Below are 24,801 nucleotides of genomic sequence, written 5' to 3' on the forward strand. Positions count from 1 at the left end.
CTTATGCTACAAACGAAAGACGAATTGTCGTCCCTTCTCCTTCTTTCCCTTCAATGGTTAAACCATAACTCTCCCCAAAAAAGCGTTGTAAACGTTCATGAACATTTCTTAATCCAATGGATTGTTCCGTTTCTATTTCTGTTTGATTTAAACGTTCGCGAATTTCCTCTAACCGATTGGCGGTAATTCCTTTTCCATTATCCACAACAGCCACAATAATTTTTTCATCTTCTCGGTAGGCGTGGACCTTGATAGCATTGTCTTGTCGTTGATAGTCAATACCATGCACAAAATAATTTTCGACAAGCGGCTGAATGATGAACTTAGGAATTTCAACATCAGCAATTGTTTCTTCTATTTCAAACTTATAGGCAAATTGATCGGGATAACGCATTTGATATAAATACACATATTTTTCGCAAAATGAGATTTCCTCTGCCAAAGTCGTGGTTTTTTCTTGGTTAATATTATTCCTAAGTAATGTTGAAAAAGCATAGACAACATCAGCTAGTTCTTCTTGTTGCCGACTCAAGGCATACATGCGAATATATTCCAACGTATTATAAAGAAAATGAGGATTAATTTGCGACTGTAACGCTCTCATGTGGGCATCGCGTTGCTTAATTTCTAAAGTATAAATATCGTGAATGTATTGATCTAAACTGTCTACCATAAAATTAATCGCGGAAGCAATATCATTCAACTCTTCCTGAACTTGATTTGTGTCAATTCGTTCTTTTAAATTGCCATCGCCAATGGCTCGTGTCGCTTCTAAAATTAATTGAACTTGTTGAGAATAGCGTTTAAACAGGCGGTTTAAGCCCACTAATAAAATAACAATCAAAAGTAACCCAATCCCTAAAATGGCCGCATAATTCATAAACAATTGTTGAAATAAGACTCGGCGGCTTGTTAATAAGAGAATGGTACTCCGGCCACTGCTTTCTATTTCCGTAATATCGTAGCGATTATGAAAAACCTGTTGAATGTCACTATCGGTGTGCATTCTTTTATCTAGTTGCCGCTCTTCTTCTTTGGTAAATTGTGCTTTTTCAGAAAAAATTTGATTCCCAGCACTATCATAGATAAACGCATTAATACCTGATTTTTTCAATAAGTCTGCTTGGTTGCCTAGCAACTCTTGACTTGAAAACACAGTGTACAACTCTCCCAGCGGTTGTCCTGTATAAGGATCGGAGATAATTCGCATTAGTTGAAAGCCATGTTTTTTAATTGATGACATATCCATTTTTTTCCCATTTGTAGCTGTGCGATTGGCGAACAAAACCTGATCAAATTCATCTAAGCGAATAATCACTTCTTCTAAGTCAGGAAAGGTGCTAAATAATGTACTTAAATTATTTCCAAAGTGGGTACTGACCCGATCTTCCGACCATTGGCTGTACGTATAGTCAAAATACTCAGGAGGAGAAAGTTCCATATATTTTCGCATGTTTTCAATTTTACTTGCAGAGCCAGCTAATTCATTAATCATATTGGTCGCCGCATTATTTTTATTCGTTACATAGCTGTCAATTTGGGAAACGGCGTTATTTTTTTGTGAATCAATTGATAAGTTAATTGTATAAGTAACATAAACGCACAAAGCAGCCACCGTTAACAAAATAATACTTGTTAACAGTAGACTGTATTTTTGTACTAATCGATTTAATAAATATTTTTTTTTAAACAGTTTTTTGAAGATTCGCTTCATTTTGTTCCAACTTTCCATCAATAAACTGGCGATTTTTACGCGTGACATAGGCACACCACATCATAATTAAGGCAAACGAAGCAAATAGTAGCAGTCCTTTCATTTTCCAAGTTAAAGCAACGATACTAATTACACCGAATAAGACTTTAAAAAATACACCGAGGTTTAAAAAGATACTGATAAATGAAAGCTTCATTAAATCAATAGTTGAGATAAAATAGCTTCCTTCATATAGTAGCATATAAATGTAAAAAATAACGAGTATTAGGGAAACAAAAAATAAAATAAATGTAATAATTAACCACATTATTCCGGTAAATTGAACGGCTAAATAAATATTATAAAAAACAAATCCTAAAGTGAAGAGAAAAAGTAAAAAATAACAGTTACTTCTTTTAAAATGTGCTTTCCATGATTCAAATGCTCGTTTAACGGTGATTGCTTGATAATTCATGCCCTCTTCCAAAATGAAATCAGTCATCATTTGGAGTGCTGGACCAACACCAAAAATAATCCCTCCAGCTAAACTAAATAAAACAAACAGTAAATTTAGTTTGATTACTGTCCAGGAAAGGTAAAACAACCGCTGAATCCCTGTACTTTCCATCTTCCTCTTCCTTTCTATTATGTAAAAGGCTGAGCCAAAAGCGCTCAACTAATGCCTCAGCCTCCTGTGATTATTTTTGAGATTGGATATATTCGTCTAATTGTGTTTGCATTTCTTTTTGAACTTTATCCCAGCCAGCTGTTTTTAGGTCATCCATTAATTTTGGAAGTGTTTCTTCTGGATCAACAGTTCCTGTATTTAAGCTTGCTGCGTAACGGTTCATAACTGTAGCAACGTTAGTGATTTCAGTTTTCACTTTATCATTTACAAAAGTAAAACCAAGAATTGGTGAATCTTTTGCTTCTTCGATGCTCTTATCACGTTCTTTAACCATGTCTTCAGTGACAGATTCTTCTGGCCAAATGATTAAGTTGTTTCCTGTGTTCCAAGCACTCAAATGAGTTGTTGGTGTGTAATCTTTCAATAATTTCACACGATCATCGCCAACTTTTTCATATTGTTTGCCTTCTTCACCATAAACAAGTCCGTTTAGCAATTCTGGATTGCTGTTTAATAAACCTAGCAATTCAACAGCTTTTTCTTTGTTTTTAGACGTATTTGCAACAACATAGTTAGCCATTTGCGCTTGTGCTGTTGTTTTTAATGGTTCTGTTAGTGGACGAGAAACAAGTGGTTTGCCAGCAGCTTGTGTTAAGATTGTATCACCATAATCCATAGGACCTTGTGTTTCTTGACGCATGAACCAAGTATTGGTATTTAAGTCATATGGTGTTGTACTTGTAGCAGCATCTGTTGGAATCAAGCCATCTTTATACCATTGATGTAAGACTTTTAAGTTATTAATCATGTCTTTGTCGGCATATTGGTTAATAATTTTTGGTGAACCAGTATCAGTTGTTTTTACTGCAAATGGATATTGGTTACCAATAGGGAAGTCATAATTACCTGTTGCAAAAAATGTTTGGCCGATAGCAAAAGCAGCAATATTTGGTTCTTTTTTATGGAATTCTTTTAGAACTTCCGTTGCACTTTCATAACTACCATCGACTTTACTAATATCTAAATTGTATTTATCGACATATTCTTTATTAAAAGTTAAAACTTGTTGACCGTAAGAGTTACCTAAAATTGGGAACGCATACAGTTTTCCATTGATCGTATTTCCTTTAATATAGTTATCTGGCAATTGATCATAGGCTTCTTTTGCATATTTAGGTGCTAAATCAGTTAAATCAGCATAGGCGCCTTTTTGTGCATTCGTTGCATAATTTTGTGCTAATGAAATATCATAGCTTTCACCAGAAGCAACAATTGTTGACATTTTTTGGTCCCAATCGCCCCAACCAACAAATTCCATTTTTAATTTTGCCCCAATTTTTTTCTCGATAATTTTATTCGCATTATCGATTAATTGGTCATAATTATCTGGTTTGTCCCCAACACGATACATTAATAACGTTGGTGTACTATCATCACCTTTTGACGCTGCATCTTTTGAAGATTTACCGCACGCGCTTAGTCCTACAGCTAAAGCTGCTGCGCCAGCTACGGCTAATCCTTTTTGCCATTTTTTCATTCCTTATTTCCTCCTGTACAATTTTATTCTTTCACGCCGCCGATTGTTAAACCACCCACGAAATATTTTTGGAAGAATGGGTAAGTTAACGCAATTGGTAACGTAGATAAGACAACAATCGCCATTCGAGCCGATTCACTTGGTAGAACGCCTAACCCTTCTTGTGCTGCTGCACCCATATCCGTACTTCTTGATAAGAACTCTAAGTTGTTTTGAATTTTCATCAATAAATACTGTAATGGTACCAAGGTATCTTTTTGAATGTAAAGTAATGCATTGAACCAATCGTTCCAATAACCCAAAGCCGCAAACAAACTAATTGTGGCAATCCCTGGAACGGCTAGTGGTAACACAATGCTGACAAAAATGCGCATTTCACTTGCGCCATCAATACGTGCCGATTCAATAATACTGTCAGGCACGGTTTTCTTGAAAAACGTTCGCATCACTAAAATATTAAATGGTCCTAAAGCTAAAGGCAAAATTAACGCCCAAATTGTATCTTTCAATTGCAATAAGTTTGTCATTACTAAATAGTTCGCAACCATCCCTGGTGAAAATAACATTGTAATTAAAGCAAACAATGTAAAGAATTTTTTAAATGGAAAGTTGGAACGAGAAATGACATAGGCATATAATGACGTCATTGTTGCATTGACAATCGTCCCTGTCACCGTAATGAAGACCGTTACCCCTAAGGCATGAATAATACGTTGACTCATTGCCCCTTGGAAAATGTAACGATAGGCCTCCAATGAAAATTCTTTTGGCCAAAACCGGTAGCCGTTTGCTGCTAATGATCCTTCACTTGTCAATGAAATCATAATAACAAAGAAAAACGGAACCACACAGGAAATAGCAAAAATAGCAATGACAATATTGAAAATCAAATTCGCTGTCGGGTTGAAGGATCGAACGTTAACGCTAGTGACTTTTTTCTTTTTCATAATCCTTCCTCCTAAAATAGTGCTGAATCTGGTTCAATTCGACGAACAACTAAATTCGCAATTAATAATAAACATGCCCCAACGACAGATTGATATAACGCTGCAGCTGCCGTCATGCCTACATCACCAGTAGCCGTTAAGCCATTGTAAATATAGGTATCTAACACACTTGTCACGTTGTAAAGCGCACCTGAATTTCTTGGTACGATGTAGAACAAACCAAAGTCTGCTCTGAAGATACCGCCGATGTTTAAAATTAATAAAACAGACATCATTGGTAAAATTTGTGGAATCGTAACATTTTTTATTTGTTGCCATTTGTTGGCACCATCTACCATCGCTGCTTCATAGTATGTCGGATCAATCCCCATCACAGAAGCATAGTAGATAATACTGTTGTAGCCTAGACTCTTCCAAACATTTAGGAAGACAAAAATTACTGGCCACCAACGTGGATCTGCATACCAGTTAATCATTGTACCGCCATTACCAGTAATCCATTGATTCAAAATCCCTTTATCTGGACTTAAAAAGGCATAAACAAAATAGTTAATAACCATCCAAGATAAGAAATATGGTAGCAATGACATCGTGTGATAAACTTTAACCAAGCGACGATTTCTTAATTCACTCATAATAATAGCAAAAGCAATCGCGAAGAATAAGTTAAAGGCTAAAAAGACGACATTGTACAAAATGGTATTTCTAGTAATTAACCAAGCATCTTTTGACGCAAATAAAAATTTAAAGTTTTCAAAACCAACCCAAGGACTTTCTCTTAGACTAGCTAAGAAACCATCTGGTGAAATATGAAAATCTTTAAATGCGACCACATTGGCTAAGACTGGTATATAGAAGAAAAATATAAACCAGATAAATCCTGGTAACGCCATAAGAATTAAGGCCTTATAACGCCATACATTTTGAAAAAACCCGTTTTTCTTCTTCATTCATTTCGCTCCTTTCATAAATATAATAGCGTTTTCATAATATCTTTTTAAGGAACAAATTATAGGATTTGAGAAACAAATTATAGATTTTGTATCATTTTAAGGTAAAAATTTACCGAATTGACTTTTTTTGTGAAAACGTTTATCTGATATTTTTTTAATAACTATTTAAGAACTTAAAAAATAATTGGATAAATCTCACTCATAAAGCGGTTTCGCTAGTGCGTATTTGTTGTATAAAAGCTGAGAACTTGTTATTTTCACAAAGGATATTATCTAATTATTTTTGAGGAGGACTATTTTTGAATTTTATCCGTAAAAACACTAGAGCAATTAGTTTAATTGTGGTATATTTTTTCACAGTTTTAATGCAAGCTGGTTCTTTATTATTATTAGCTATTTCACTGTTATTTGATAATAATTTAGTAGAATCATCTTTTGCAAATCTCGTAACAGGTTTAACTATTACTGCTATTGTGGGAATAGTTTTATTTTGGAAAGAAATCGTTGCTGGGTTCGACTATTTTAAAGAAGAGACTCTTTGGCGTATTTTTAGCATTTTCTTATGGGTGGGGCTGATTTTTTTAGTCGATGTTATTATTCAAAAAATCATGAGTAATAATCCAATTGCTAATCAACAAGATGTTCTCTCATTTGGTGCACAAGTCCCATTGCTTGTTACTCTATTTTTCTTAGCAATCGTGGGGCCAATTGCTGAAGAACTAGTTTTTCGGCAAGTATTAATGAATTGTTTATCGGAAACAATTGGTATAGCCAGTGCGACTATAATTTCAATTTTTTTATTCACCTTTATGCACACACAACAGCCCCTTGATTTTCTCATTTATCTGCCAGGAGCTATTTTATTATCTGCAGCTTACTTAAAATCAAATCGTTCGCTTGTATTTGTTATGGCTATTCATATTGTTAATAATATGTTGGGTTTCTTGTTATAAATCAAAAAGAGTTGGCGACATAGGTCATTTTGACTTATGTTGCCAACTCTTAAATTTTCAGCTAATTAGTCGTTCTAAAACAATCGATTTTGTTTACTCTTCTTTTTCTTTGTTTCTCTTTATAACATAGAGAATTAATACAATTAAGATCAGTCCTACACCCAGATATGCAAATATTTTTTGGACTTTTTCTCCTGTTTTTGGTAAATAGGATGATTTAGACGTTTCTTTCTTGTTTATGGTAATTTCATTTTTACTATTTTTTGTAGGTTTGTTCTGGTCTGTAACAACTTTTTTTGTTTCCTTTTTATTTTTCGCTGGTTCTTCGGGTGTAATAGGCACCTCTGGTTCTTCGGGCGGATTAACTGTGTCATCTACTTTGGCTTTGTTGAGAATTGTTTCGCCTGCTTTGGCTTCTTCGTTAACGATCACTTTGAAACGAATACTCCGCTCTTTCGTATCGGTGATACTTGGGTATTCCGCTGTGATTGTGCCGTTGGCTTCTTTCAAGCTGGTTGGCTTGGGTTCATCACCGACACTTGTTAGGCTATCTTTGACATACGTTAGTCCTTTTGGTAGTTGGTCTGTGATAACCACTTTGTTTAAGACGCCATTTTCGACAGTGTTGCGGAAGCTAATGGTGTATTCGATTGCTTCCCCTAGTTTTGGTTTGGCGTTATTAACGGTTTTTGTTGCGGTTAGTTTGCCTTCTTTTATTCGAGGTGTGATTGGTTCTTCGGGTGTAATGGGTACCTCTGGTTCTTCGGGCGGATTAACTGTGTCATCTACTTTGGCTTTGTTGAGAATTGTTTCGCCCGCTTTGGCTTCTTCATTAACAATCACTTTGAAGCGAATACTCCGCTCTTTTGTATCAGTGATACTTGGGTATTCCGCTGTGATTGTGCCGTTGGCTTCTTTCAAGCTGGTTGGTTTTGGTTCATCGCCGACACTTGTTAGGCTATCTTTGACATATGTCAGTCCTTTTGGCAGTTGGTCTGTGATAACTACTTTGTTTAGGACGCCGTTTTCGATGGTATTGCGGAAACTGATGGTGTATTCGATTGCTTCTCCTAGTTTTGGTTTAGCGTTATTAACGGTTTTTGTTGCGGTTAGTTTGCCTGCGTTCGTTTCTGGTACCACAGGCACCTCTGGTTCTTCGGGTGGATTAACTGTGTCATCTACTTTGGCTTTGTTGAGAATTGTTTCGCCTGCTTTGGCTTCTTCGTTAACGATCACTTTGAAACGAATACTCCGCTCTTTCGTATCGGTGATACTTGGGTATTCCGCTGTGATTGTGCCGTTGGCTTCTTTCAAGCTGGTTGGTTTTGGTTCATCGCCGACACTTGTTAGGCTATCTTTGACATACGTCAGTCCTTTTGGTAGTTGGTCTGTGATAACTACTTTGTTTAAGACGCCATTTTCGACAGTGTTGCGGAAGCTAATGGTGTATTCGATTGCTTCCCCTAGTTTTGGTTTGGCGTTATTAACGGTTTTTGTTGCGGTTAGTTTGCCTTCTTTTATTCGAGGTGTGATTGGTTCTTCGGGTGTAATGGGTACCTCTGGTTCTTCGGGCGGATTAACTGTGTCATCTACTTTGGCTTTGTTGAGAATTGTTTCGCCCGCTTTGGCTTCTTCATTAACAATCACTTTGAAGCGAATACTCCGCTCTTTTGTATCAGTGATACTTGGGTATTCCGCCGTGATTATGCCGTTGGTTTCTTTCAAGCTGGTTGGCTTTGGTTCATCGCCGACACTTGTTAGGCTATCTTTGACATATGTCAGTCCTTTTGGTAGTTGGTCTGTGATAACCACTTTGTTTAGGACGCCATTTTCGACAGTGTTGCGGAAGCTAATGGTGTACTCGATAGTTTCGCCTAGTTTTGGTTTAGCGTTATTAACGGTTTTTGTAGCGGTTAGTTTGCCTTCTTTCGCTTCTGGTACCACCGGCACCTCTGGTTCTTCGGGCGGATTAACTGTGTCATCTACTTTGGCTTTGTTGAGAATTGTTTCGCCTGCCTTCGCTTCTTCGTTAACGATCACTTTGAAGCGAATACTCCGTTCTTTCGTATCGGTGAGACTTGGGTATTCCGCTGTGATTGTGCCGTTGGCTTCTTTCAAGCTGGTTGGTTTTGGTTCATCACCGACACTTGTTAGGCTATCTTTGACATACGTTAGTCCTTTTGGTAGTTGGTCTGTGATAACCACTTTGTTTAGGACGCCGTTTTCGATGGTATTGCGGAAACTGATGGTGTATTCGATTGCTTCTCCTAGTTTTGGTTTAGCGTTATTAACGGTTTTTGTAGCGGCTAGTTTGCCTGCTTTCGCTTCTGGTACCACAGGCACCTCTGGTTCTTCGGGCGGATTAACTGTGTCATCTACTTTGGCTTTGTTAAGAATTGTTTCGCCCGCTTTGGCTTCTTCGTTAACAATCACTTTGAAACGAATACTCCGCTCTTTCGTATCGGTGATACTTGGGTATTCCGCTGTGATTGTGCCGTTGGCTTCTTTCAAGCTGATCGGTTTTGGTTCATCGCCGACACTTGTTAGGCTATCTTTGACATATGTCAGTCCTTTGGGTAGTTGGTCTGTGATAACTACTTTGTTTAGGACGCCATTTTCGATGGTGTTGCGGAAGCTGATTGTGTACTCGATTTCTTCCCCTAGTTTTGGTTTAGCGTTATTAACGGTTTTTGTAGCGGCTAGTTTGCCTGCTTTCGCTTCTGGTACCACAGGCACCTCTGGTTCTTCGGGCGGATTAACTGTGTCATCTACTTTGGCTTTGTTAAGAATTGTTTCGCCCGCTTTGGCTTCTTCGTTAACAATCACTTTGAAACGAATACTCCGCTCTTTCGTATCGGTGATACTTGGGTATTCCGCTGTGATTGTGCCGTTGGCTTCTTTCAAGCTGATCGGTTTTGGTTCATCGCCGACACTTGTTAGACTATCTTTGACATACGTCAGTCCTTTGGGTAGTTGGTCTGTGATAACTACTTTGTTTAGGACGCCATTTTCGATGGTGTTGCGGAAGCTGATGGTGTATTCGATTGCTTCCCCTAGTTTTGGTTTAGCGTTATTAACGGTTTTTGTAGCGGCTAGTTTGCCTGCTTTCGCTTCTGGTACCACAGGCACCTCTGGTTCTTCGGGCGGATTAACTGTGTCATCTACTTTGGCTTTGTTAAGAATTGTTTCGCCCGCTTTGGCTTCTTCATTAACAATCACTTTGAAGCGAATACTCCGCTCTTTTGTATCAGTGATACTTGGGTATTCCGCCGTGATTATGCCGTTGGCTTCTTTCAAGCTGGTTGGCTTGGGTTCATCACCGACACTTGTTAGGCTATCTTTGACATACGTTAGTCCTTTTGGTAGTTGGTCTGTGATAACCACTTTGTTTAAGACGCCATTTTCGACAGTGTTGCGGAAGCTAATGGTGTATTCGATTGCTTCCCCTAGTTTGGGTTTGTCGTTATTAACGGTTTTTGTTGCGGTTAATTTGCCAGTTACTTGTTCGTCCGCAATTTTTGCTTCTACTATATTAGAAGTTTCGTTGACTTTTGCAGATGTTAAAATATCTACTGCCTCAACGGTTGCGCTATTAGGCACTAATTCATTTGCTTTTGCTCGTTCATTTATCTGCGCTTTAAATTCGTAAATTGTTTCAGCTGTATCAGCTTTGTAGCTACCTCCTTGTGTAGCAGTTGCACCATTGCCAACACGGACTATAATTTGTTTATTGGTTGCATCATATTCTGCTTGATCATCGCCTGAAGCATCCGTTTTTTCACCAGAATTTGGTCCACTAATAATTTTTAAAGAGCCTGGCAAATAATTTAAGCGACCATCTAGTGCATCCTTCGAAACTGAATTTATCGCTTCTGAATCAGCTTTTGTATTTTTTAGTGAGACACGATACGTGATTGTTTCACCAACTTTGTAAGTTTCTTTTGGTTCCACAATTTCTTTCTTAATTTCAAATTCAGGTGTTTCTGCGTTTACAGCAAAACCAATCGCATTCGTAGAATAATCGTCACCACTACTTGTTGTTCTAAAATTAATTTGGTTTTGTCCAGCATTTAAAACACCTTCGGGAATTGCCATACGATCGATATCAATATCTAAAAAATTAGGATGATCCGGCGCAAATTTCCCTGGATACTTGTCTACCATATGTTCATCGTTATCTGTCACAGTTGCGTTCATAGCATTGTTAACTGGATTGAGCGTGTTCGAAATATTTACCCAAGTTCCTGCGCTATTTTTAATTTGTGCGTTGTCTCCAGTCCAGTATTTATCTCCTTGAACAGTAAACCAGGTCACAATTGGATCAAGCTTTCCTTGTTTTGCTGTTAAAAAGTTGCTCATAGTAAATTCATTATTAGTTCCAGCAGCATTGCCACGTGCTCCATAGTAAATACTAAAAGCTCTTGACTTACTTGCCTGATCCTTTGTAACAACAAACAAACTCCAACCACTAAAGTTATAATATTGATATTGACCATTTAAACTACTTGTCATAGGAATATCTGCTAACGTATAACTTCCTGTCGCACTTTTATCCCCTTGTAAAATTGAAGTTACATCTGCATAATTAGAAAATCCAGTATTATTGTATCCGAAACGTTGTCCTGGGTTTGTTGCATCTTGATCGATACGATGGTACCTTTGGGGCGAAACACGCTGTACGGTTCCATTTGGTGTTGTAAATTGAACTGGTGCACTAATTTCTTCATCAGAAAGATTTGTTCCGTAAGCAGGGCCTTTATATCTAGAGGCACTCCAAAATAAGCCCGCCCAAGCAATCTCTTTTGCACCATTTAAATCAATATAAGCCCGACTAGAGTTATACGTATTTGGATCATTGTCAACATCTGCAAATTCTAAAGGAAAATTGTTAATTGCATAACCACTACTTGCTCCTCGTGTGTTTAAAAATGTTTGCGCAGCCCCCGTATTTTCATTCGCAATTTTTAAGTTGGTATTTCCCGTTGAAAAAAGTTCTCCTCTATGAACGCTTTGATAAATCGGTGTATTAAACCCCCGACCAGGTGTTGGTGGCACTAACGGACCAGTAGGTTGCGCCTTTAATGGAGGTTGCTCAGGACTTTCGGTAGCCTGCGTTAGTGCTGTCTCTTGAATACTTTCTGTCGCCTTTCCTGCTTCAGGCTTTGTTTCGTTACTAGTAGTTGCGGTCATTTCATTTGTAGAAGAGGCTGTTTCGCTTGCCTGATTTTCTACTTTTGTTTCTGAAGTTTCCTGTTTTTCCTTCGAAACAAACTCTTTATCTGCTAGCATATCTTTACTAGGTAAATCAATTACTAGTGTCCCTTTTTCATTATCTTCTATTAGTACGCTGACCAATAACTTGCTCGACGCTTTTGTAGTTATTTGCCCATTTATGGTAATCTTTCTTGTCGAATTTGGTTGAAGGTTAAGCAGTTTAATATCGGTTGTTTGATCTTTCTCATTTGTTTCAACCTTTGCTTGTTCTTCTAAAGACGTAGGTCCTCGCTCTTCGCTTAAAGTATCTAATACAAATTTGATTGGACTATCATTGTTATTTTTTTGTTTTAAAATGAGATTTTTGATTGGTACATCTCGTGTATTTGTTATTTCGTAAGTGACCGTTTTAATATCTTCTTGAGACGATGTATCTTCTATTTTCCCTATTACTTTGAGCCCGTCTTTTTCAACAGTATTCTCAGCATCACTCGTTACTTCTTGAGCAAATGCGTTCATCATTGGTAACAAATTTAAAATAAACAGCATGGTAATCATAAGGTAACTCACAAAATTTTTAACCGCTTTATTCATTTACATTCTCCTTCGTTCTTTTCATTTACTTAAACAAATCATCTTCAAACAACTTTTACAATTACTCATTGTTTCTCAATATCCACCTCCATAAAATACTTTTCAACCTTCAATTCTTTCTTTATTTAGCTACAACAACTTTTTTTAACGTACGATTTTCCGTTTCTCCTTATAATCAAAAAGTAACACATTATATTGGCTAAAAAAAGAAAAAAACCCGATATTTCAACAAAAAATTACGAATTAAATAACACGTTTTATATGAAGCAAATATATTGACTTTCCCTAAAAAAATACAAATATAGGTAAGTTCTAGCTTTAAGAGTAATTTTTTTATTGTTTTCCCTTTAATAACATTCGTTCTAAATTGTTTTAAAAACTAAAAATTTTTTCATGTAATTTTCATTACATTTACCAAAAAAAGAAACTAGCTTAGCTACATTTGCTATTACTAGTTTCTTTTTTTTAAATTGTTTTACTTTTCCCCTAAAATTTCAATCCAACCATAATAATATTCAATATATTGATTTTCCTCTTCTAGTTGTGTCAAGATATGCTCTCCGACAACGATGCCTGTTTCAAATCCTTGTTTTGCTAAACGCTTTTTTACTTCTTCGATATTATTCAAACGGGTATCTTGTGTATTGACTTTTAAAATAAAGCCTTTGTATTGGCTACTTGGTTCTTTGAGCCAAATCACTTTGTCTAAACTTTTTTTATTCACATGATTTGCCAAACAAATCCCATACGTCAGTTCATTGGATTCACTTAAATCCCCGTAAATACCTAAAGTTGAAATGTGTTCCATGTAAACTTTCATCTCTTCTGGATCCTCAATATCAACAACAACAATTTTATCAAAAGGAATTGGTTCATCTGAAAAAACCAATGTTTCTAAATCAATTAACGCATGTAAATGTAATTTTCTTTTCTTGATTTCTTTGTATTTATGCTGAAGCCTTTTTATTTCTTGCCCCAGTTGTTCTTCTGTTGCTTCCATGGTGGCATAGAGATCGGTAGGAGTCTTTTTATACAAATTCAACATATCTTTGATAGGAATCCCCATTTTTCGATAAAAATCAATATCATATATTTTGAACAAATCTTCTAAATCAAAGGTTCGATATCCGTTTTCTTCATTGCGTGTTGTACTAATCAACCCTTGCTCGTCCCAATAACGAATCGTGGACTTAGGGATATTTAACAACTCAGAAACATCTTTTATTGTGTAATTTTTTTCCATACTGTTCCCTCCATCAAAAAGTTTAGCATTTCTACTGTTGACATTCAAGTTACTTGAACGTGTACAATGACTCTTTGTAACAGCTAAAACGGTATTGTTTAAGGAGGAAATTTCATGAAATTAATGAAAGAGTTTATTAAAGAAAATAAATGGATTGTTCTTGCGACAACTTTAACCATCTGTTTGCAAATCGCAGGAACCCTTGGCGTCCCTAAATTAGTTGGCAAGTTGATTGATGTGGGCATCGTTAGCGGTGACCAACAAGTAATTAAAACGATTGGCATACAAATGTTTCTTATGGCATTCATTGGAACAATTGCCGCAATTATTTCTAGCTATTTGTCTGCTTTAGTAGCTGCTAAATTTGGTTTTCAAGTTAGAGGATTGTTCTTTAAAAAATTTCAACAATTCTCGATGAAAAATGTTGATAAATTTGGTTCAAATTCTTTGCTAACTAGAATGACCAACGATGTAGATAATGTTCAAACAATGATTGTGCTGTTTTGCCAATTAATCTTTCCAGCGCCTATTATTAGTTTATTTGCCTTAGTGATGACATTTTCTTATTCAGTTTCACTCGCTTGGGTAACATTGGCTTCCATCGTATTTTACTTAGTCGTTGTTTATTTTTTAATGAAAAAAGGCACCCCTTTATCTTTAAAAATTCAACCAAAAATGGATCGAATTACTACGACTTTACGAGAGTTCTTTACTGGAATTAATATGATTCGTGCGTTCAATAATCAAGACTTTGAAGAGCAGCGAACCAATCAAACATTTAAAAATTATGCTGAACGCATGAGTAAAGTGAATCGAATCTTTGCTTGGATTACTCCTGTTGCCTTTTTATTAATGGGCGTTGTGTATGCCTCTATTTTGTGGTTTGGCGGTAATTTAGTGGCGGTAGGCACCCTACAAATTGGCACCGTTACAGCTGTGATTGAATATACGCTTCTAACTTTGGCCTACTTAATGATCGCGGCTATGGTATTAGTTGTCATTCCACGGTCCGTTGCTTCCTTGAATCGCTTGCAAGAAGTTTTGTCAGAAGAAATTGAAATTAGCGATCCTCATACTGAAGCAACCATTGCTTATCATCCTGAGAAAGCCTTGATTTGCTTCGATCACGTCACGTTTCAATACACAGAAACAGCTGATCCTGTTTTAGAAAATGTTAGTTTTGTCATCCCTAAAGGAAAAACAACGGCGATTGTTGGGGCAACTGGCGCTGGTAAAAGTACTTTAGTTAAGTTACTTTTACGAATAAATGAGGTCACAGCCGGCACGATTAGCTATTCTGGCACAGATATCCGCTCATTATCTCAGCAAACGATTCGCCAAATCATCAGTTATGTGCCACAAAAAGCCTTTCTTTTCAGTGGGACAATCTTATCAAACTTATTAATGGGAAATGCCAAAGCAACTACAGAAGAAATAAGAACGGCACTAGAAATTTCACAATCTTCTGAATTTATCGATTCCTTACCACAAGGGATTGTAAGTTTCGTAGCACAAGGCGGGGCCAACTATTCTGGTGGTCAAAAACAAAGAATGTGTATTGCGCGAGCCTTAATCAAACCGGCAGACGTTTATATTTTCGATGATAGCTTTTCTGCATTAGATTACAAAACTGATGCCGCTCTACGTGCCGCTTTACATGCACAAATGGCGGACAAAACTTTACTCATTGTTGCTCAACGGTTAAGTACAATCATGAACGCTGACAATATTATCGTCCTAGATGAAGGAAGGATTGTTGGTCAAGGCACCCACGCTGATTTACTTACCACTAATAGCTATTACCAAGACTTTGCTAAATCGCAAGGTATCTTACCCAAGTAATTAAAGAAAGGATGTGACTGCTTGAAAGAAAGTTTTCTTTTCAAGCCATACAATGAAAAAAACAATGAATCTTCAAAGCTTTAAACGTTTCTGGAAAATGATTAAACCTGAGCATCCAATCTTTTATGGTCTAATGATCTGCAGTTTAATTGGAAACTTATTAATTGTTGCCATGACCTATATTATGGCAATCGGGATTGATAACCTCTTAGAAGCGATCAAGCGTGTCGGGCTCAAAGGCATGACACTTCCTTTAGTTGAAGAAGCACTCTTAGGTCCCGTCTTACTTTTAATTCTCTTTTCAATCATTAGTAGTATCACTTCTTTTATCCAGGAACGAGCAATGGCTTCTTTAAGCGAACGGGTTACTTTAAGAATTAGAAAAGAAGTGACAAAAAAGTTTAAAACTTTACCAATGGCCTTCTTTGACAATCACCAAGTGGGCGATATCATTAGTCGTTCAACAACTGGCTTAAACCAATTGTCACAAGTTCTTTTAACAGGCATCAACCAATTTTTCACTTCCGTCGTGACTATCCTTTTTGCAGGAATTATGTTGTTCTATATTGATGCAAAATTAACTATTTTAGTGTTGCTACTAATTGGCGGTAGTACTTTCATGACGACAAAAATTGCGAATAAAAACAAGGTGTTTGCTGATCAAAGTCAAGCTGAATTAGGTCAATTAAATAATAAAATGGAAGAATATTTAGCAGGAAATTTGGTCACAAAAACCTTTAATCAACAGCAAAATGCTGAAAAAACAATTGCTGCTGTTAATCAACAACATTATCGTGCCTTTAAAAAAGCACAGTTTCTAAATTTTGCGATTTATCCAGCTATTCGTTTTATTAATCAGTTGGCTTTTATTATTAGTGCTATCTTAGGCGCAATGCTCGTTTTATCTGGTGGTATTACGATTGGTTTCTTGCAAGCGTATTTGCAATATATCAACCAAATTTCTGAGCCGATTTCTACCGCTTCTTATGTCATTAACTCAATTCAAGCAGCGATGGCTTCCATTGATCGGATTTTTGTTATCTTAGATGAAGCTGATGAACAGCCAGAAGCAACTCATTTAGAAACTATTTCTTCTCCTAAAGGAGCCATTGAATTTAAAAATGTTCAATTTGGCTACACACCAGAAAAAATTTTAATGAAGAATGTTGATTTTTCTGTTCAACCGAAAAAAACAGTGGCCATTGTGGGACCCACCGGCGCTGGTAAAACAACATTAGTCAACTTATTGATGCGTTTCTATGAAATAAATCAAGGCGCCATTACTTTTGATGGGATTGATATTACGAAACTTTCTCGACAAAATCTAAGAAATTTATTTGGCATGGTATTACAAAACACTTGGCTATTTGAAGGAACCGTAGCAGATAATATTGCCTATGGAAAAAAAGACGCTTCTCGTGAAGAAATAATTGAAGCGGCTAAAATTGCTCAATGTGATTATTTTATTCGGACCCTTCCTCAAGGATATGACACAATTATTTCTAGCGAAAATGGTGCATTATCACAAGGGCAACAACAGTTATTAACCATCGCCCGAATCATTTTAGCAAATCCGCCCGTTGTTATTCTCGATGAAGCAACTTCGAGTGTGGACACACGAACAGAAGCCCATATTCAAAAAGCGATGGAAACTGTCACAGAAAATCGAACAAGCTTCGTTATCGCTCATCGATTATCCACGATTGAAAATGCTGATTTAATTTTAGTGATGAAAAATGGCGATATTATTGAAAAAGGAACGCATCAGGAACTATTACAAGCTCCGACTCTTTACGCCAGCTTATATAATAGTCAATTTCAAACCACTTAAAAAGAACTGGAACAAGTCATTCTTCTTTTGACTTGTTCCAGTTCTTTTATTGCTTAGAAGTATTGAATTCCCATTGCTTTTTTGACTTCTGTTAAGGTTTGTGCTGCCACTTTTTCAGCAGCAAGACTTCCTTTATGCAACATTTCCATAATCGCTTCTGGATTTTTAGCCAGCTCTTCACGACGTCGACGAATCGGTGCGAGTTCTTCTTCTAGGACATCAATTAAGTAACGTTTAATTTTCACATCTCCTAAACCGCCATGACGATAGTGCTCTTTTAATTCTTCAATATATTCTTTCTCTTTCCCAAAGACATCCAAGTAAGTAAAGACCATATTTCCTTCAACTTGTCCTGGGTCCTCTATACGAATATGATTTGGATCGGTATACATACTCATTACTTTTTTCTGAACCACTTCAGCTGGATCTGAAAGATAAATACCATTACCTAAAGACTTACTCATTTTTCCGTTGCCATCAATTCCTGGCAAGCGTCCCATGCCTTTTGGTGGTAACACAGCTTCCGGTCTAACTAAAACTTCACCGTACGTCTGATTAAAACTATGCACAATTTCTTGCGCTTGTTCCAACATTGGTTTTTGGTCTTCCCCAACTGGGACTAAGTTCGCTTGAAAGGCAGTAATATCAGCAGCTTGTGAAACGGGATAAATAAAGAATCCTGTCGGAACACCCTCGCCAAATTTTTTTTGCTCAATTTCTGCTTTGACCGTTGGATTCCGACGAACACGTGACGTGGTCACTAAATTTAGATAGTACATTGTTAATTCAGCTAACTGTGGAATTTGCGATTGAATAAAAATTGTTGTTTTCGTAGGGTCTAAACCAACTGCTAAATAGTCCAAAGCAACTTCTAAAACATTGGCTGAAACTTTTTCGGGATTTTTTGCATTATCTGTCAATGCTTGTAAATCTGCAATCATGACAAATAATTGATTTGTAGGGTCTGCTTGCATTTCTACTCGTTTTTTTAAGGAACCTACGTAATGTCCTAGGTGTAATTTACCAGTTGGACGATCACCTGTTAAGATAGTATTCATTGTCTACACACCTTTATCGTTTTTAAGTAGTTTAGAAAAGAGGTCGGGACAGAACCGTTTAGCTCCGAGAAATAAGAAGAAATTTCCGAAAATTGCTCTTTAATTTTTGGAGACCAAGTAGGTATTGTGCATCATCGAATCACTACGTTCTTCGTGATTCTCAACACTTGGAAGGATTAAGATACGCCGAACACTTGTGTGAGAAAGTCAATTTCGGCTTATTTCCGAAGGACCTTCACCAAGTAGGTACGATGATTTCATCTGTTCATGCTTCACAGTGAAACATCGCAACTCTTAGAGCTGTAGCTCTTTTGAAGGCTGTACTGTGACGAGACGCATGTCGAGAAAACACCTTAGAAGTTGTTGAGATCGGAGCAACGCGTAGTGTTGGTTCTGTTCCTGCCGTTTATCAGGTTTTTAGCCTGGAGCAAAAATCCAAAGTGATTTTTGTCCCAGGCTCTTTTCTGTTTATTTTTTCTGATCATCTTCATCCATTTTCAGAACCGCCATAAAGGCTTCTTGAGGAACTTCCACGGATCCAATTTGTTTCATCCGTTTCTTCCCTTCTTTTTGTTTCTCTAACAATTTACGTTTACGAGAAACATCGCCACCATAGCATTTAGCCAGTACGTTTTTGCGTAAGGCTTTAATATCTGAACGAGCCACAATTTTTTGACCAATCGCCGCTTGAACTGGGACTTCAAACTGTTGACGTGGAATTAGTTTTTTCAGTTTCTCAACAATCGCTTTACCACGCTCAAATGCGAAATCTCGGTGAACAATAAAGCTTAACGCATCCACTTTTTCAGCATTTAATAGAATATCCATTTTCACTAGGCGGCTGGTACGATAGCCAGCCATTTCGTAATCTAAGGATGCATAGCCTTTTGTACTTGATTTCAATTTATCGAAAAAGTCAAACACGATTTCAGATAACGGAATTTCATAAACTACGTTTACACGATAATCGTCTAAGTAATCCATTGTAATGAATTCGCCACGTTTACGTTGTGATAATTCCATTACTGCTCCTACATAATCGTTTGGCACCATGATTTGCGCTTTAACATAAGGTTCTTCCACAGATTCAATCGTTACTGGTTCTGGAAATTCAGCTGGGTTATCAACAACAACGGTTGTTCCGTCTGTTTTATTAACATGATAAATTACGGACGGTGCTGTTGTAATTAACTCTAAATTAAATTCTCGTTCCAAACGTTCCTGAACAACATCCATGTGCAGCAAACCTAAAAAACCACAACGGAAACCAAACCCTAAAGCTTGCGATGTTTCCGGTTCAAATTGTAACGCCGCATCATTTAATTGTAATTTTTCTAATGCTTCCCGTAAATCGTTGTAGCGCGACGTATCAATTGGATATAAGCCACAATAAACCATTGGATTCATTTTGCGGTAGCCTGGTAGTGCTTCTGCTGCTGGATTGTCGGCCAAAGTCACTGTATCCCCGACCCGTGTATCTTGAACCGTTTTAATGCTAGCGGTGATATAGCCCACATCACCAACCATTAAATAATCACGAGCAATTGGTTTCGGTGAAAAAACGCCGACTTCTGTTACATCAAACGTTTTACCGTTACTCATCATTTGGATTTTATCCCCAGGACGAACGACACCGTCAATTACACGGATGTTTAAAACGACCCCCCGATAACTATCGTAAATAGAGTCAAAAATCAAAGCCTTTAAAGGAGCCTCAATATCGCCTGATGGAGCTGGTACATACTCCACCACTTGTTCTAAAATATCTTCAATCCCAATCCCTGCTTTTGCACTTGCTAAAACAGCTTCCGATGCATCAATTCCAATTACGTCTTCAATCTCTGTCCGAACACGCTCTGGATCAGCGGCGGGTAAATCAATTTTATTAATAACAGGTAAAATTTCTAAGTCATTATCCAATGCCAAATAGACATTTGCTAGCGTTTGCGCTTCAATTCCTTGCGCCGCATCAACAACTAGAACAGCCCCTTCACAAGCTGCCAAGCTACGAGAAACTTCGTAGGTGAAATCGACGTGCCCTGGTGTGTCAATCAAATGGAAAGTATAGGTTTCACCATCTTTGGCTGTATAGTTTAATTCAATTGCGTTTAATTTGATGGTAATGCCGCGTTCTCTCTCTAAATCCATTGAATCAAGTAATTGATCTTGCATTTCTCGACTGCTAACTGTATTTGTTTTTTCCAAAATCCGGTCGGCTAAAGTTGACTTCCCATGGTCAATGTGGGCAATGATCGAGAAATTACGAATTTTCTCTTGTCTTGCTTTCATTTCTTTATTGTTCATTTTTTGCCTCATTTCTTTTAAGAAAAGCTAGCTCCCTGCTAGCTTCATCAATCAATTGTTATATTTTAGTTGCCTTTTTTATCAAATTATCATGTTTAAAGGTCTAGGATAATCAGCACTTTTCATTATACCAATTTTTGAAGAAGATTTAAAGCACTTCCCTTTTATTCTTTTGGTTTCGAAAGGCTAACAGAGTTTCGAAAAATTTGGTATACTAAAAACAGTAAATTTATTGGAGATGGAAAAATGGATGAACAAGAATTTCGAAAGCAACTGACCTTAAAGCCTGTTGAGGAAGAACACATTGATCAATTTAATGAACTTCTTTCCTATGTTTTTCAAGTGACTGAAGCAGATATTGAAGAAAGTGGTTTTGAAAACAAACGCGCATTTATCAAATCAAAACAACCGATTTTAGAACTTTCAAAAGTATTTGGCTGGTTTCACGAAAATCAATTAATTTCACAAATTGCTATCTATCCATGCGAAGTCAATATCCATGGTGCTTTGTATAAAATGGGCGGCGTTACTGGTGTCGGTACCTATCCTGAATATGCCAACCACGGTTTAATGAAAGACTTGATTCAAACAGCATTAGAAGAAATGCGCCAAGATAAACAGTGGATTTCTTATCTTTTCCCTTACAACATTCCTTATTATCGACGTAAAGGTTGGGAAATCATGTCCGACAAGTTATCTTTTAAAATTCGGGATACGCAATTACCAAAAACTGTTCCCGTTCCAGGAATGATTGAACGGTTAGCTGTCGATCACCCAGATGTCTTTGATGTCTATGCGCGATTCGCTCGTCAAAATCACGGCGCGCTCATTCGTAGTGCCTTCAACTGGGAAGAATATTGGCGTTTCGAAAACGAGGAAGAACGGACTGCTGCTGTCTATTATGGTGCCAATCAAGAACCTTTAGGAGTACTTTTCTATTGGGTGGCCGATGAGGTATTTCATATTAAGGAAATGTTTTACTTGAACCAAGAAGCCCGAAATGGCTTGTGGAATTTTATTACTGCGCATTTTTCGATGGTTTATTGGGTCAAGGGCGATATCTATAAAAACGAACCATTAGCTTTTCTTTTAGAAGATAGCCAAATTAAAGAAAGCATTGAGCCCTATTATATGGCTCGAATTGTCGATGTCAAAGCCTTTTTAGAAAACTTTCCTTTTGAAAGTACGGCTAAGCCCTTCCATTTTGTCGTTAAAGATCCTGTCGCTGAGTGGAACAATGGTATTTTTGGCTTAATTTGGGATGAAAATGATCAAGTAACCATTACGGATGAACCTTTAGGCACCGCCGTTCACTTAGATATTCAAACACTAACTTGTTTAGTCATGAATTACCGACGCCCTTCGTACTTACATCGAATTGAGCGCATTGATACAGATAAAGAAACTTTAAATTCTTTGGAACGGATTTTTCCTGACCAAGAAGCTTATTTCAGTGATTATTTCTAAAACCTTGGATTGGAGACAGACAAATGACAAAAATTTATTTTGCAGGACCTTTATTTTCGCAAGCTGACTTACGTTATAATGCCTATTTAGTCGAACAAATTCGACAATTGGATAAAACAATCGATCTTTATTTACCACAAGAAAATGCGGCGATTAACGACAAATCTGCTTATGCCGATAGTAAAATGATTGCCTTAGCAGATACAGAAAAGGTCCTTGCTAGCGATTTATTTGTTGCTTTATTAGACGGTCCAACCATTGATGCGGGCGTAGCTTCCGAAATTGGTGTTGCTTATGCCAAAGGAATCCCAGTGGTTGCCCTTTACACAGACAGCCGCCAACAAGGTGCTGATAATCACCAAAAGCTTGATGCTTTGAACGAAATCGCTGAAAATCAATTCCATTATTTAAACCTTTACACAGTTGGTTTGATTAAATTGAATGGTCGGGTAGTTTCTTCAGAAGAGGATTTGTTGGAAGAAATTAAGCAACGATTGTAAAAGTAGATATAGGGAGAAAGAAAAAACACAGAAGTTAGCATAATAGTCTAACTTTTGCGTTTTTTCTTTCTAATCCTTACTTTTTTATTGCTTACTTTCAAAAATTAAATTAAGAGACAAATATATTATTTTAAATTAATTGTCTATGTATAAAGGATATTTTAAGCTATAATAGTTATGATTTTACATTTTACATTTGGGGGTTTATACATGTTTCGTTTTATTATTGGCATAACTGCTTTTATTTTAAGCTTTGTCGGTTACGGCATATATCTAAGAAAAAAAGAAGTGCCACGTGACTTTATTCCTATTATTATTTTCTCTTCAATAATTGTAGCTATGTTTTTAGGCGGCCTTCTTAATATTCTAAAAGTCATGATACTTATTATTATTTTCAGTGGTATATTCTTATTGTTGTTTGATTTTTGGAAAAATAAAAGTATTCGGCAATCTTTAAAAGATCTATTATCGCCAGGTATACTTTTTTTCCTGTTATTTAGTTTTATTTTCTTTCTTGTTAGTCGAAACAGACTATTCATGCATTACGATAATTTTTCACATTGGGCTTTAATTGTTAAATCAATGTCTCTGACAAATAGCTTTCCTAGTTTTAAAACGGATGTCATAATGTTTACTTCTTATCCAACAGGATCGGCTGTTTTTATTTATTATTTTATTAAATTAGTAGGCGTCACAGAAAGTAATGCTATTTTTGCACAAATATTATTAATTTTAGCTTCCATAACGACCATCTTTAATTGGAAAAATATTTTTTCTACCAACTTTTCGCAAAAACAAAATAAAAATGTAAAAAAACTACTCGTATTCTTTTTGGCTGTTTTTTCATTTTACTTGTTTAAAGGCCCAACTTCTCTAATGGATCTTTTGGTAGACAATCTATTGCTGCTTTTGGGAACGGCAACCATGAATATTATTTTTTATTATTATCATGATTTCAAACGCGGCTTAATCCTGTCAAGTCCGTTAATGATTAGCCTTTTACTAGTGAAAAATAGCGGAGTTATTTTCATTGGATTAAATACTATATTTTTATTTATAAGTTTTTGGAATTGCTATGTCTTAGGGAAAGAACGTTGTACAAAAAAAGAACTGTTCCAATTTTTATTAGTCTTACTAACGCCATGGATTTCTTTTTTTCTTTGGCTACGCCATACAAAATATGTATATCCAGATGGAATGTCTGGGAAGCATGATATGAGTATTGCTTACTATAAAAAAATATTTTCAGAAAAAAGTTTCTCAGATATTGTTGAAATAAGTAAACGATTTTTACTTAGAATGTTCTCCTTTACAAGTTCAAATTTTCTATACGAATTGTTACTTTTTATTATAATCGCACTAGGGATTGCCTTCTATCTTAATAAAAAAACTGCTATTCCGATTAAAACATTAAAGCTACAAATTATCAGTAGTTTGGTTTTATTTTTAGGTTATATGTGTATTTTATGGGCGATGTATCTTCTTTCTATGCCGACTCCAGAAGCTTTAAACTTAGGGAGTTTTGATCGTTATGCTGGAAGTATTTTTAACTTCCTGATTGCTTTTATTATTGTGCAACTGCTGTGTTATATTGCTAAAACAGACAATTATAAAATCATCATGACTTCCTTGTTGTCATTAACGCTATTGTTCTCCTGTGTTATATTTGTTCGAATATCTGATTACTCATCAATCTTTTTAAGTAATCGTTATCCAAATAGCTTACGCGAACACATAGAGCAAGCCTTACCTAATTCAAAAAATACTTTAAAAGACAGAGACACTTCACATTCATATGCTGTCTATTCACCAGCTAGCAAAAATGATGCTGGTTACTCAGGTTTCTTCTTACGATATAAATTATTTAATAAAAAATCTTCTGTGATTTACGATTTAAACGATTCTTCTACTTTTAATGAAAAGATTAAGGGTAAGGATTACTTAGTTGTAGTGAAAGATGATCCTAAAATCTTGGAATACATTAAACGTAATAATTTAACTAAAGTAGAAAATAACACGTATAAACTTCACTAGAAA

At 36.4% G+C, this 24,801-nt stretch carries 15 protein-coding genes; 6 read left to right on the forward strand and 9 right to left on the reverse strand.

From position 1 onward, the window contains the following. Position 1: 1 nt before the first annotated feature. The 5 genes from IGJ52_RS08990 to IGJ52_RS09010 form a co-directional block, all read right to left on the reverse strand. A complete protein-coding gene (locus tag IGJ52_RS08990; protein WP_252654106.1) occupies positions 2-1,732 on the reverse strand; it encodes a sensor histidine kinase in 1,731 nt (576 codons plus the stop codon). After that, the gene (locus IGJ52_RS08995; protein WP_002362905.1) at positions 1,686-2,321 is read right to left on the reverse strand and encodes a YesL family protein; all 636 of its coding nucleotides are present in this window, start codon (positions 2,319-2,321) and stop codon (positions 1,686-1,688) included. The genes IGJ52_RS08990 and IGJ52_RS08995 overlap by 47 nt, the downstream gene beginning before the upstream one ends. Before the next feature lie 70 nt (positions 2,322-2,391). Further along, complete coding sequence (locus IGJ52_RS09000; RefSeq protein ID WP_002369012.1) at positions 2,392-3,858, reverse strand: ABC transporter substrate-binding protein; 1,467 nt, start codon at positions 3,856-3,858, stop codon at positions 2,392-2,394. Positions 3,859-3,881: 23 nt separating this feature from the next. Further along, positions 3,882-4,805 carry a carbohydrate ABC transporter permease gene (locus IGJ52_RS09005; protein WP_002359877.1) on the reverse strand — a complete coding sequence of 308 codons (924 nt, stop codon included), beginning with the start codon at positions 4,803-4,805 and terminating at the stop codon, positions 3,882-3,884. 11 nt (positions 4,806-4,816) lie between these two features. After that, a complete protein-coding gene (locus IGJ52_RS09010; RefSeq protein WP_002389270.1) occupies positions 4,817-5,755 on the reverse strand; it encodes an ABC transporter permease in 939 nt (312 codons plus the stop codon). 368 nt (positions 5,756-6,123) lie between these two features. Between IGJ52_RS09010 and IGJ52_RS09015 the strand changes: the two genes are divergently transcribed. Further along, a complete protein-coding gene (locus tag IGJ52_RS09015; RefSeq protein ID WP_002419528.1) occupies positions 6,124-6,711 on the forward strand; it encodes a CPBP family intramembrane glutamic endopeptidase in 588 nt (195 codons plus the stop codon). A 93-nt stretch (positions 6,712-6,804) separates the two neighbouring features. On the opposite strand, the gene IGJ52_RS09020 is transcribed toward IGJ52_RS09015, so the two are convergent. Next, complete coding sequence (locus tag IGJ52_RS09020) at positions 6,805-12,519, reverse strand: isopeptide-forming domain-containing fimbrial protein (protein WP_438792040.1); 5,715 nt, start codon at positions 12,517-12,519, stop codon at positions 6,805-6,807. Between the two features lie 475 nt (positions 12,520-12,994). Continuing rightward, the gene (locus IGJ52_RS09025) at positions 12,995-13,810 is read right to left on the reverse strand and encodes a MerR family transcriptional regulator (protein WP_002395516.1); all 816 of its coding nucleotides are present in this window, start codon (positions 13,808-13,810) and stop codon (positions 12,995-12,997) included. A gap of 66 nt (positions 13,811-13,876) precedes the next feature. Between IGJ52_RS09025 and IGJ52_RS09030 the strand changes: the two genes are divergently transcribed. Beyond that, the gene (locus tag IGJ52_RS09030; protein WP_438792041.1) at positions 13,877-15,604 is read left to right on the forward strand and encodes an ABC transporter ATP-binding protein; all 1,728 of its coding nucleotides are present in this window, start codon (positions 13,877-13,879) and stop codon (positions 15,602-15,604) included. A gap of 52 nt (positions 15,605-15,656) precedes the next feature. Beyond that, on the forward strand, positions 15,657-17,435 hold the full coding sequence (locus tag IGJ52_RS09035; RefSeq protein ID WP_438792042.1) for an ABC transporter ATP-binding protein: 1,779 nt from the start codon (positions 15,657-15,659) through the stop codon (positions 17,433-17,435). Positions 17,436-17,488: 53 nt separating this feature from the next. On the opposite strand, the gene trpS is transcribed toward IGJ52_RS09035, so the two are convergent. Together trpS and lepA are read right to left on the reverse strand one after the other, a co-directional pair. Next, a complete protein-coding gene (gene trpS / locus IGJ52_RS09040; protein WP_002356846.1) occupies positions 17,489-18,493 on the reverse strand; it encodes a tryptophan--tRNA ligase in 1,005 nt (334 codons plus the stop codon). A 468-nt stretch (positions 18,494-18,961) separates the two neighbouring features. Beyond that, the gene (lepA, locus tag IGJ52_RS09045) at positions 18,962-20,797 is read right to left on the reverse strand and encodes a translation elongation factor 4 (RefSeq protein WP_002362155.1); all 1,836 of its coding nucleotides are present in this window, start codon (positions 20,795-20,797) and stop codon (positions 18,962-18,964) included. A gap of 246 nt (positions 20,798-21,043) precedes the next feature. Here lepA and IGJ52_RS09050 point away from each other — a divergent pair, with 246 nt between their 5' ends. The 3 genes from IGJ52_RS09050 to IGJ52_RS09060 all read left to right on the forward strand — a co-directional run bounded on the left by IGJ52_RS09050 (position 21,044) and on the right by IGJ52_RS09060 (position 24,798). After that, on the forward strand, positions 21,044-22,264 hold the full coding sequence (locus IGJ52_RS09050; RefSeq protein ID WP_002356813.1) for a GNAT family N-acetyltransferase: 1,221 nt from the start codon (positions 21,044-21,046) through the stop codon (positions 22,262-22,264). A gap of 23 nt (positions 22,265-22,287) precedes the next feature. Then, entirely contained in the window at positions 22,288-22,764 is a 477-nt protein-coding gene (locus tag IGJ52_RS09055) for a nucleoside 2-deoxyribosyltransferase (protein ID WP_438792043.1), read from the forward strand. A gap of 210 nt (positions 22,765-22,974) precedes the next feature. Then, positions 22,975-24,798 carry a hypothetical protein gene (locus IGJ52_RS09060; RefSeq protein ID WP_438792044.1) on the forward strand — a complete coding sequence of 608 codons (1,824 nt, stop codon included), beginning with the start codon at positions 22,975-22,977 and terminating at the stop codon, positions 24,796-24,798. Positions 24,799-24,801: the final 3 nt, after the last annotated feature.

The organism is Enterococcus sp. DIV1758 (genome assembly GCF_051711985.1).
GTDB lineage: Bacteria > Bacillota > Bacilli > Lactobacillales > Enterococcaceae > Enterococcus > Enterococcus faecalis.

Excerpts from the sequence above, each read along its gene's own strand:
- IGJ52_RS09005 (WP_002359877.1), bottom strand. The coding sequence starts at position 4,805 with ATGAAAAAGAAAAAAGTCACTAGCGTTAACGTTCGATCCTTCAACCCG.
- IGJ52_RS09060 (WP_438792044.1), top strand. The coding sequence starts at position 22,975 with ATGTTTCGTTTTATTATTGGCATAACTGCTTTTATTTTAAGCTTTGTC.
- lepA (WP_002362155.1), bottom strand. The coding sequence starts at position 20,797 with ATGAACAATAAAGAAATGAAAGCAAGACAAGAGAAAATTCGTAATTTC.
- IGJ52_RS08990 (WP_252654106.1), bottom strand. The coding sequence starts at position 1,732 with ATGGAAAGTTGGAACAAAATGAAGCGAATCTTCAAAAAACTGTTTAAA.
- IGJ52_RS09020 (WP_438792040.1), bottom strand. The coding sequence starts at position 12,519 with ATGAATAAAGCGGTTAAAAATTTTGTGAGTTACCTTATGATTACCATG.
- IGJ52_RS09055 (WP_438792043.1), top strand. The coding sequence starts at position 22,288 with ATGACAAAAATTTATTTTGCAGGACCTTTATTTTCGCAAGCTGACTTA.
- IGJ52_RS09010 (WP_002389270.1), bottom strand. The coding sequence starts at position 5,755 with ATGAAGAAGAAAAACGGGTTTTTTCAAAATGTATGGCGTTATAAGGCC.
- trpS (WP_002356846.1), bottom strand. The coding sequence starts at position 18,493 with ATGAATACTATCTTAACAGGTGATCGTCCAACTGGTAAATTACACCTA.
- IGJ52_RS09015 (WP_002419528.1), top strand. The coding sequence starts at position 6,124 with ATGCAAGCTGGTTCTTTATTATTATTAGCTATTTCACTGTTATTTGAT.
- IGJ52_RS09030 (WP_438792041.1), top strand. The coding sequence starts at position 13,877 with ATGAAATTAATGAAAGAGTTTATTAAAGAAAATAAATGGATTGTTCTT.
- IGJ52_RS09000 (WP_002369012.1), bottom strand. The coding sequence starts at position 3,858 with ATGAAAAAATGGCAAAAAGGATTAGCCGTAGCTGGCGCAGCAGCTTTA.
- IGJ52_RS09035 (WP_438792042.1), top strand. The coding sequence starts at position 15,657 with ATGAAAAAAACAATGAATCTTCAAAGCTTTAAACGTTTCTGGAAAATG.
- IGJ52_RS09050 (WP_002356813.1), top strand. The coding sequence starts at position 21,044 with ATGGATGAACAAGAATTTCGAAAGCAACTGACCTTAAAGCCTGTTGAG.
- IGJ52_RS08995 (WP_002362905.1), bottom strand. The coding sequence starts at position 2,321 with ATGGAAAGTACAGGGATTCAGCGGTTGTTTTACCTTTCCTGGACAGTA.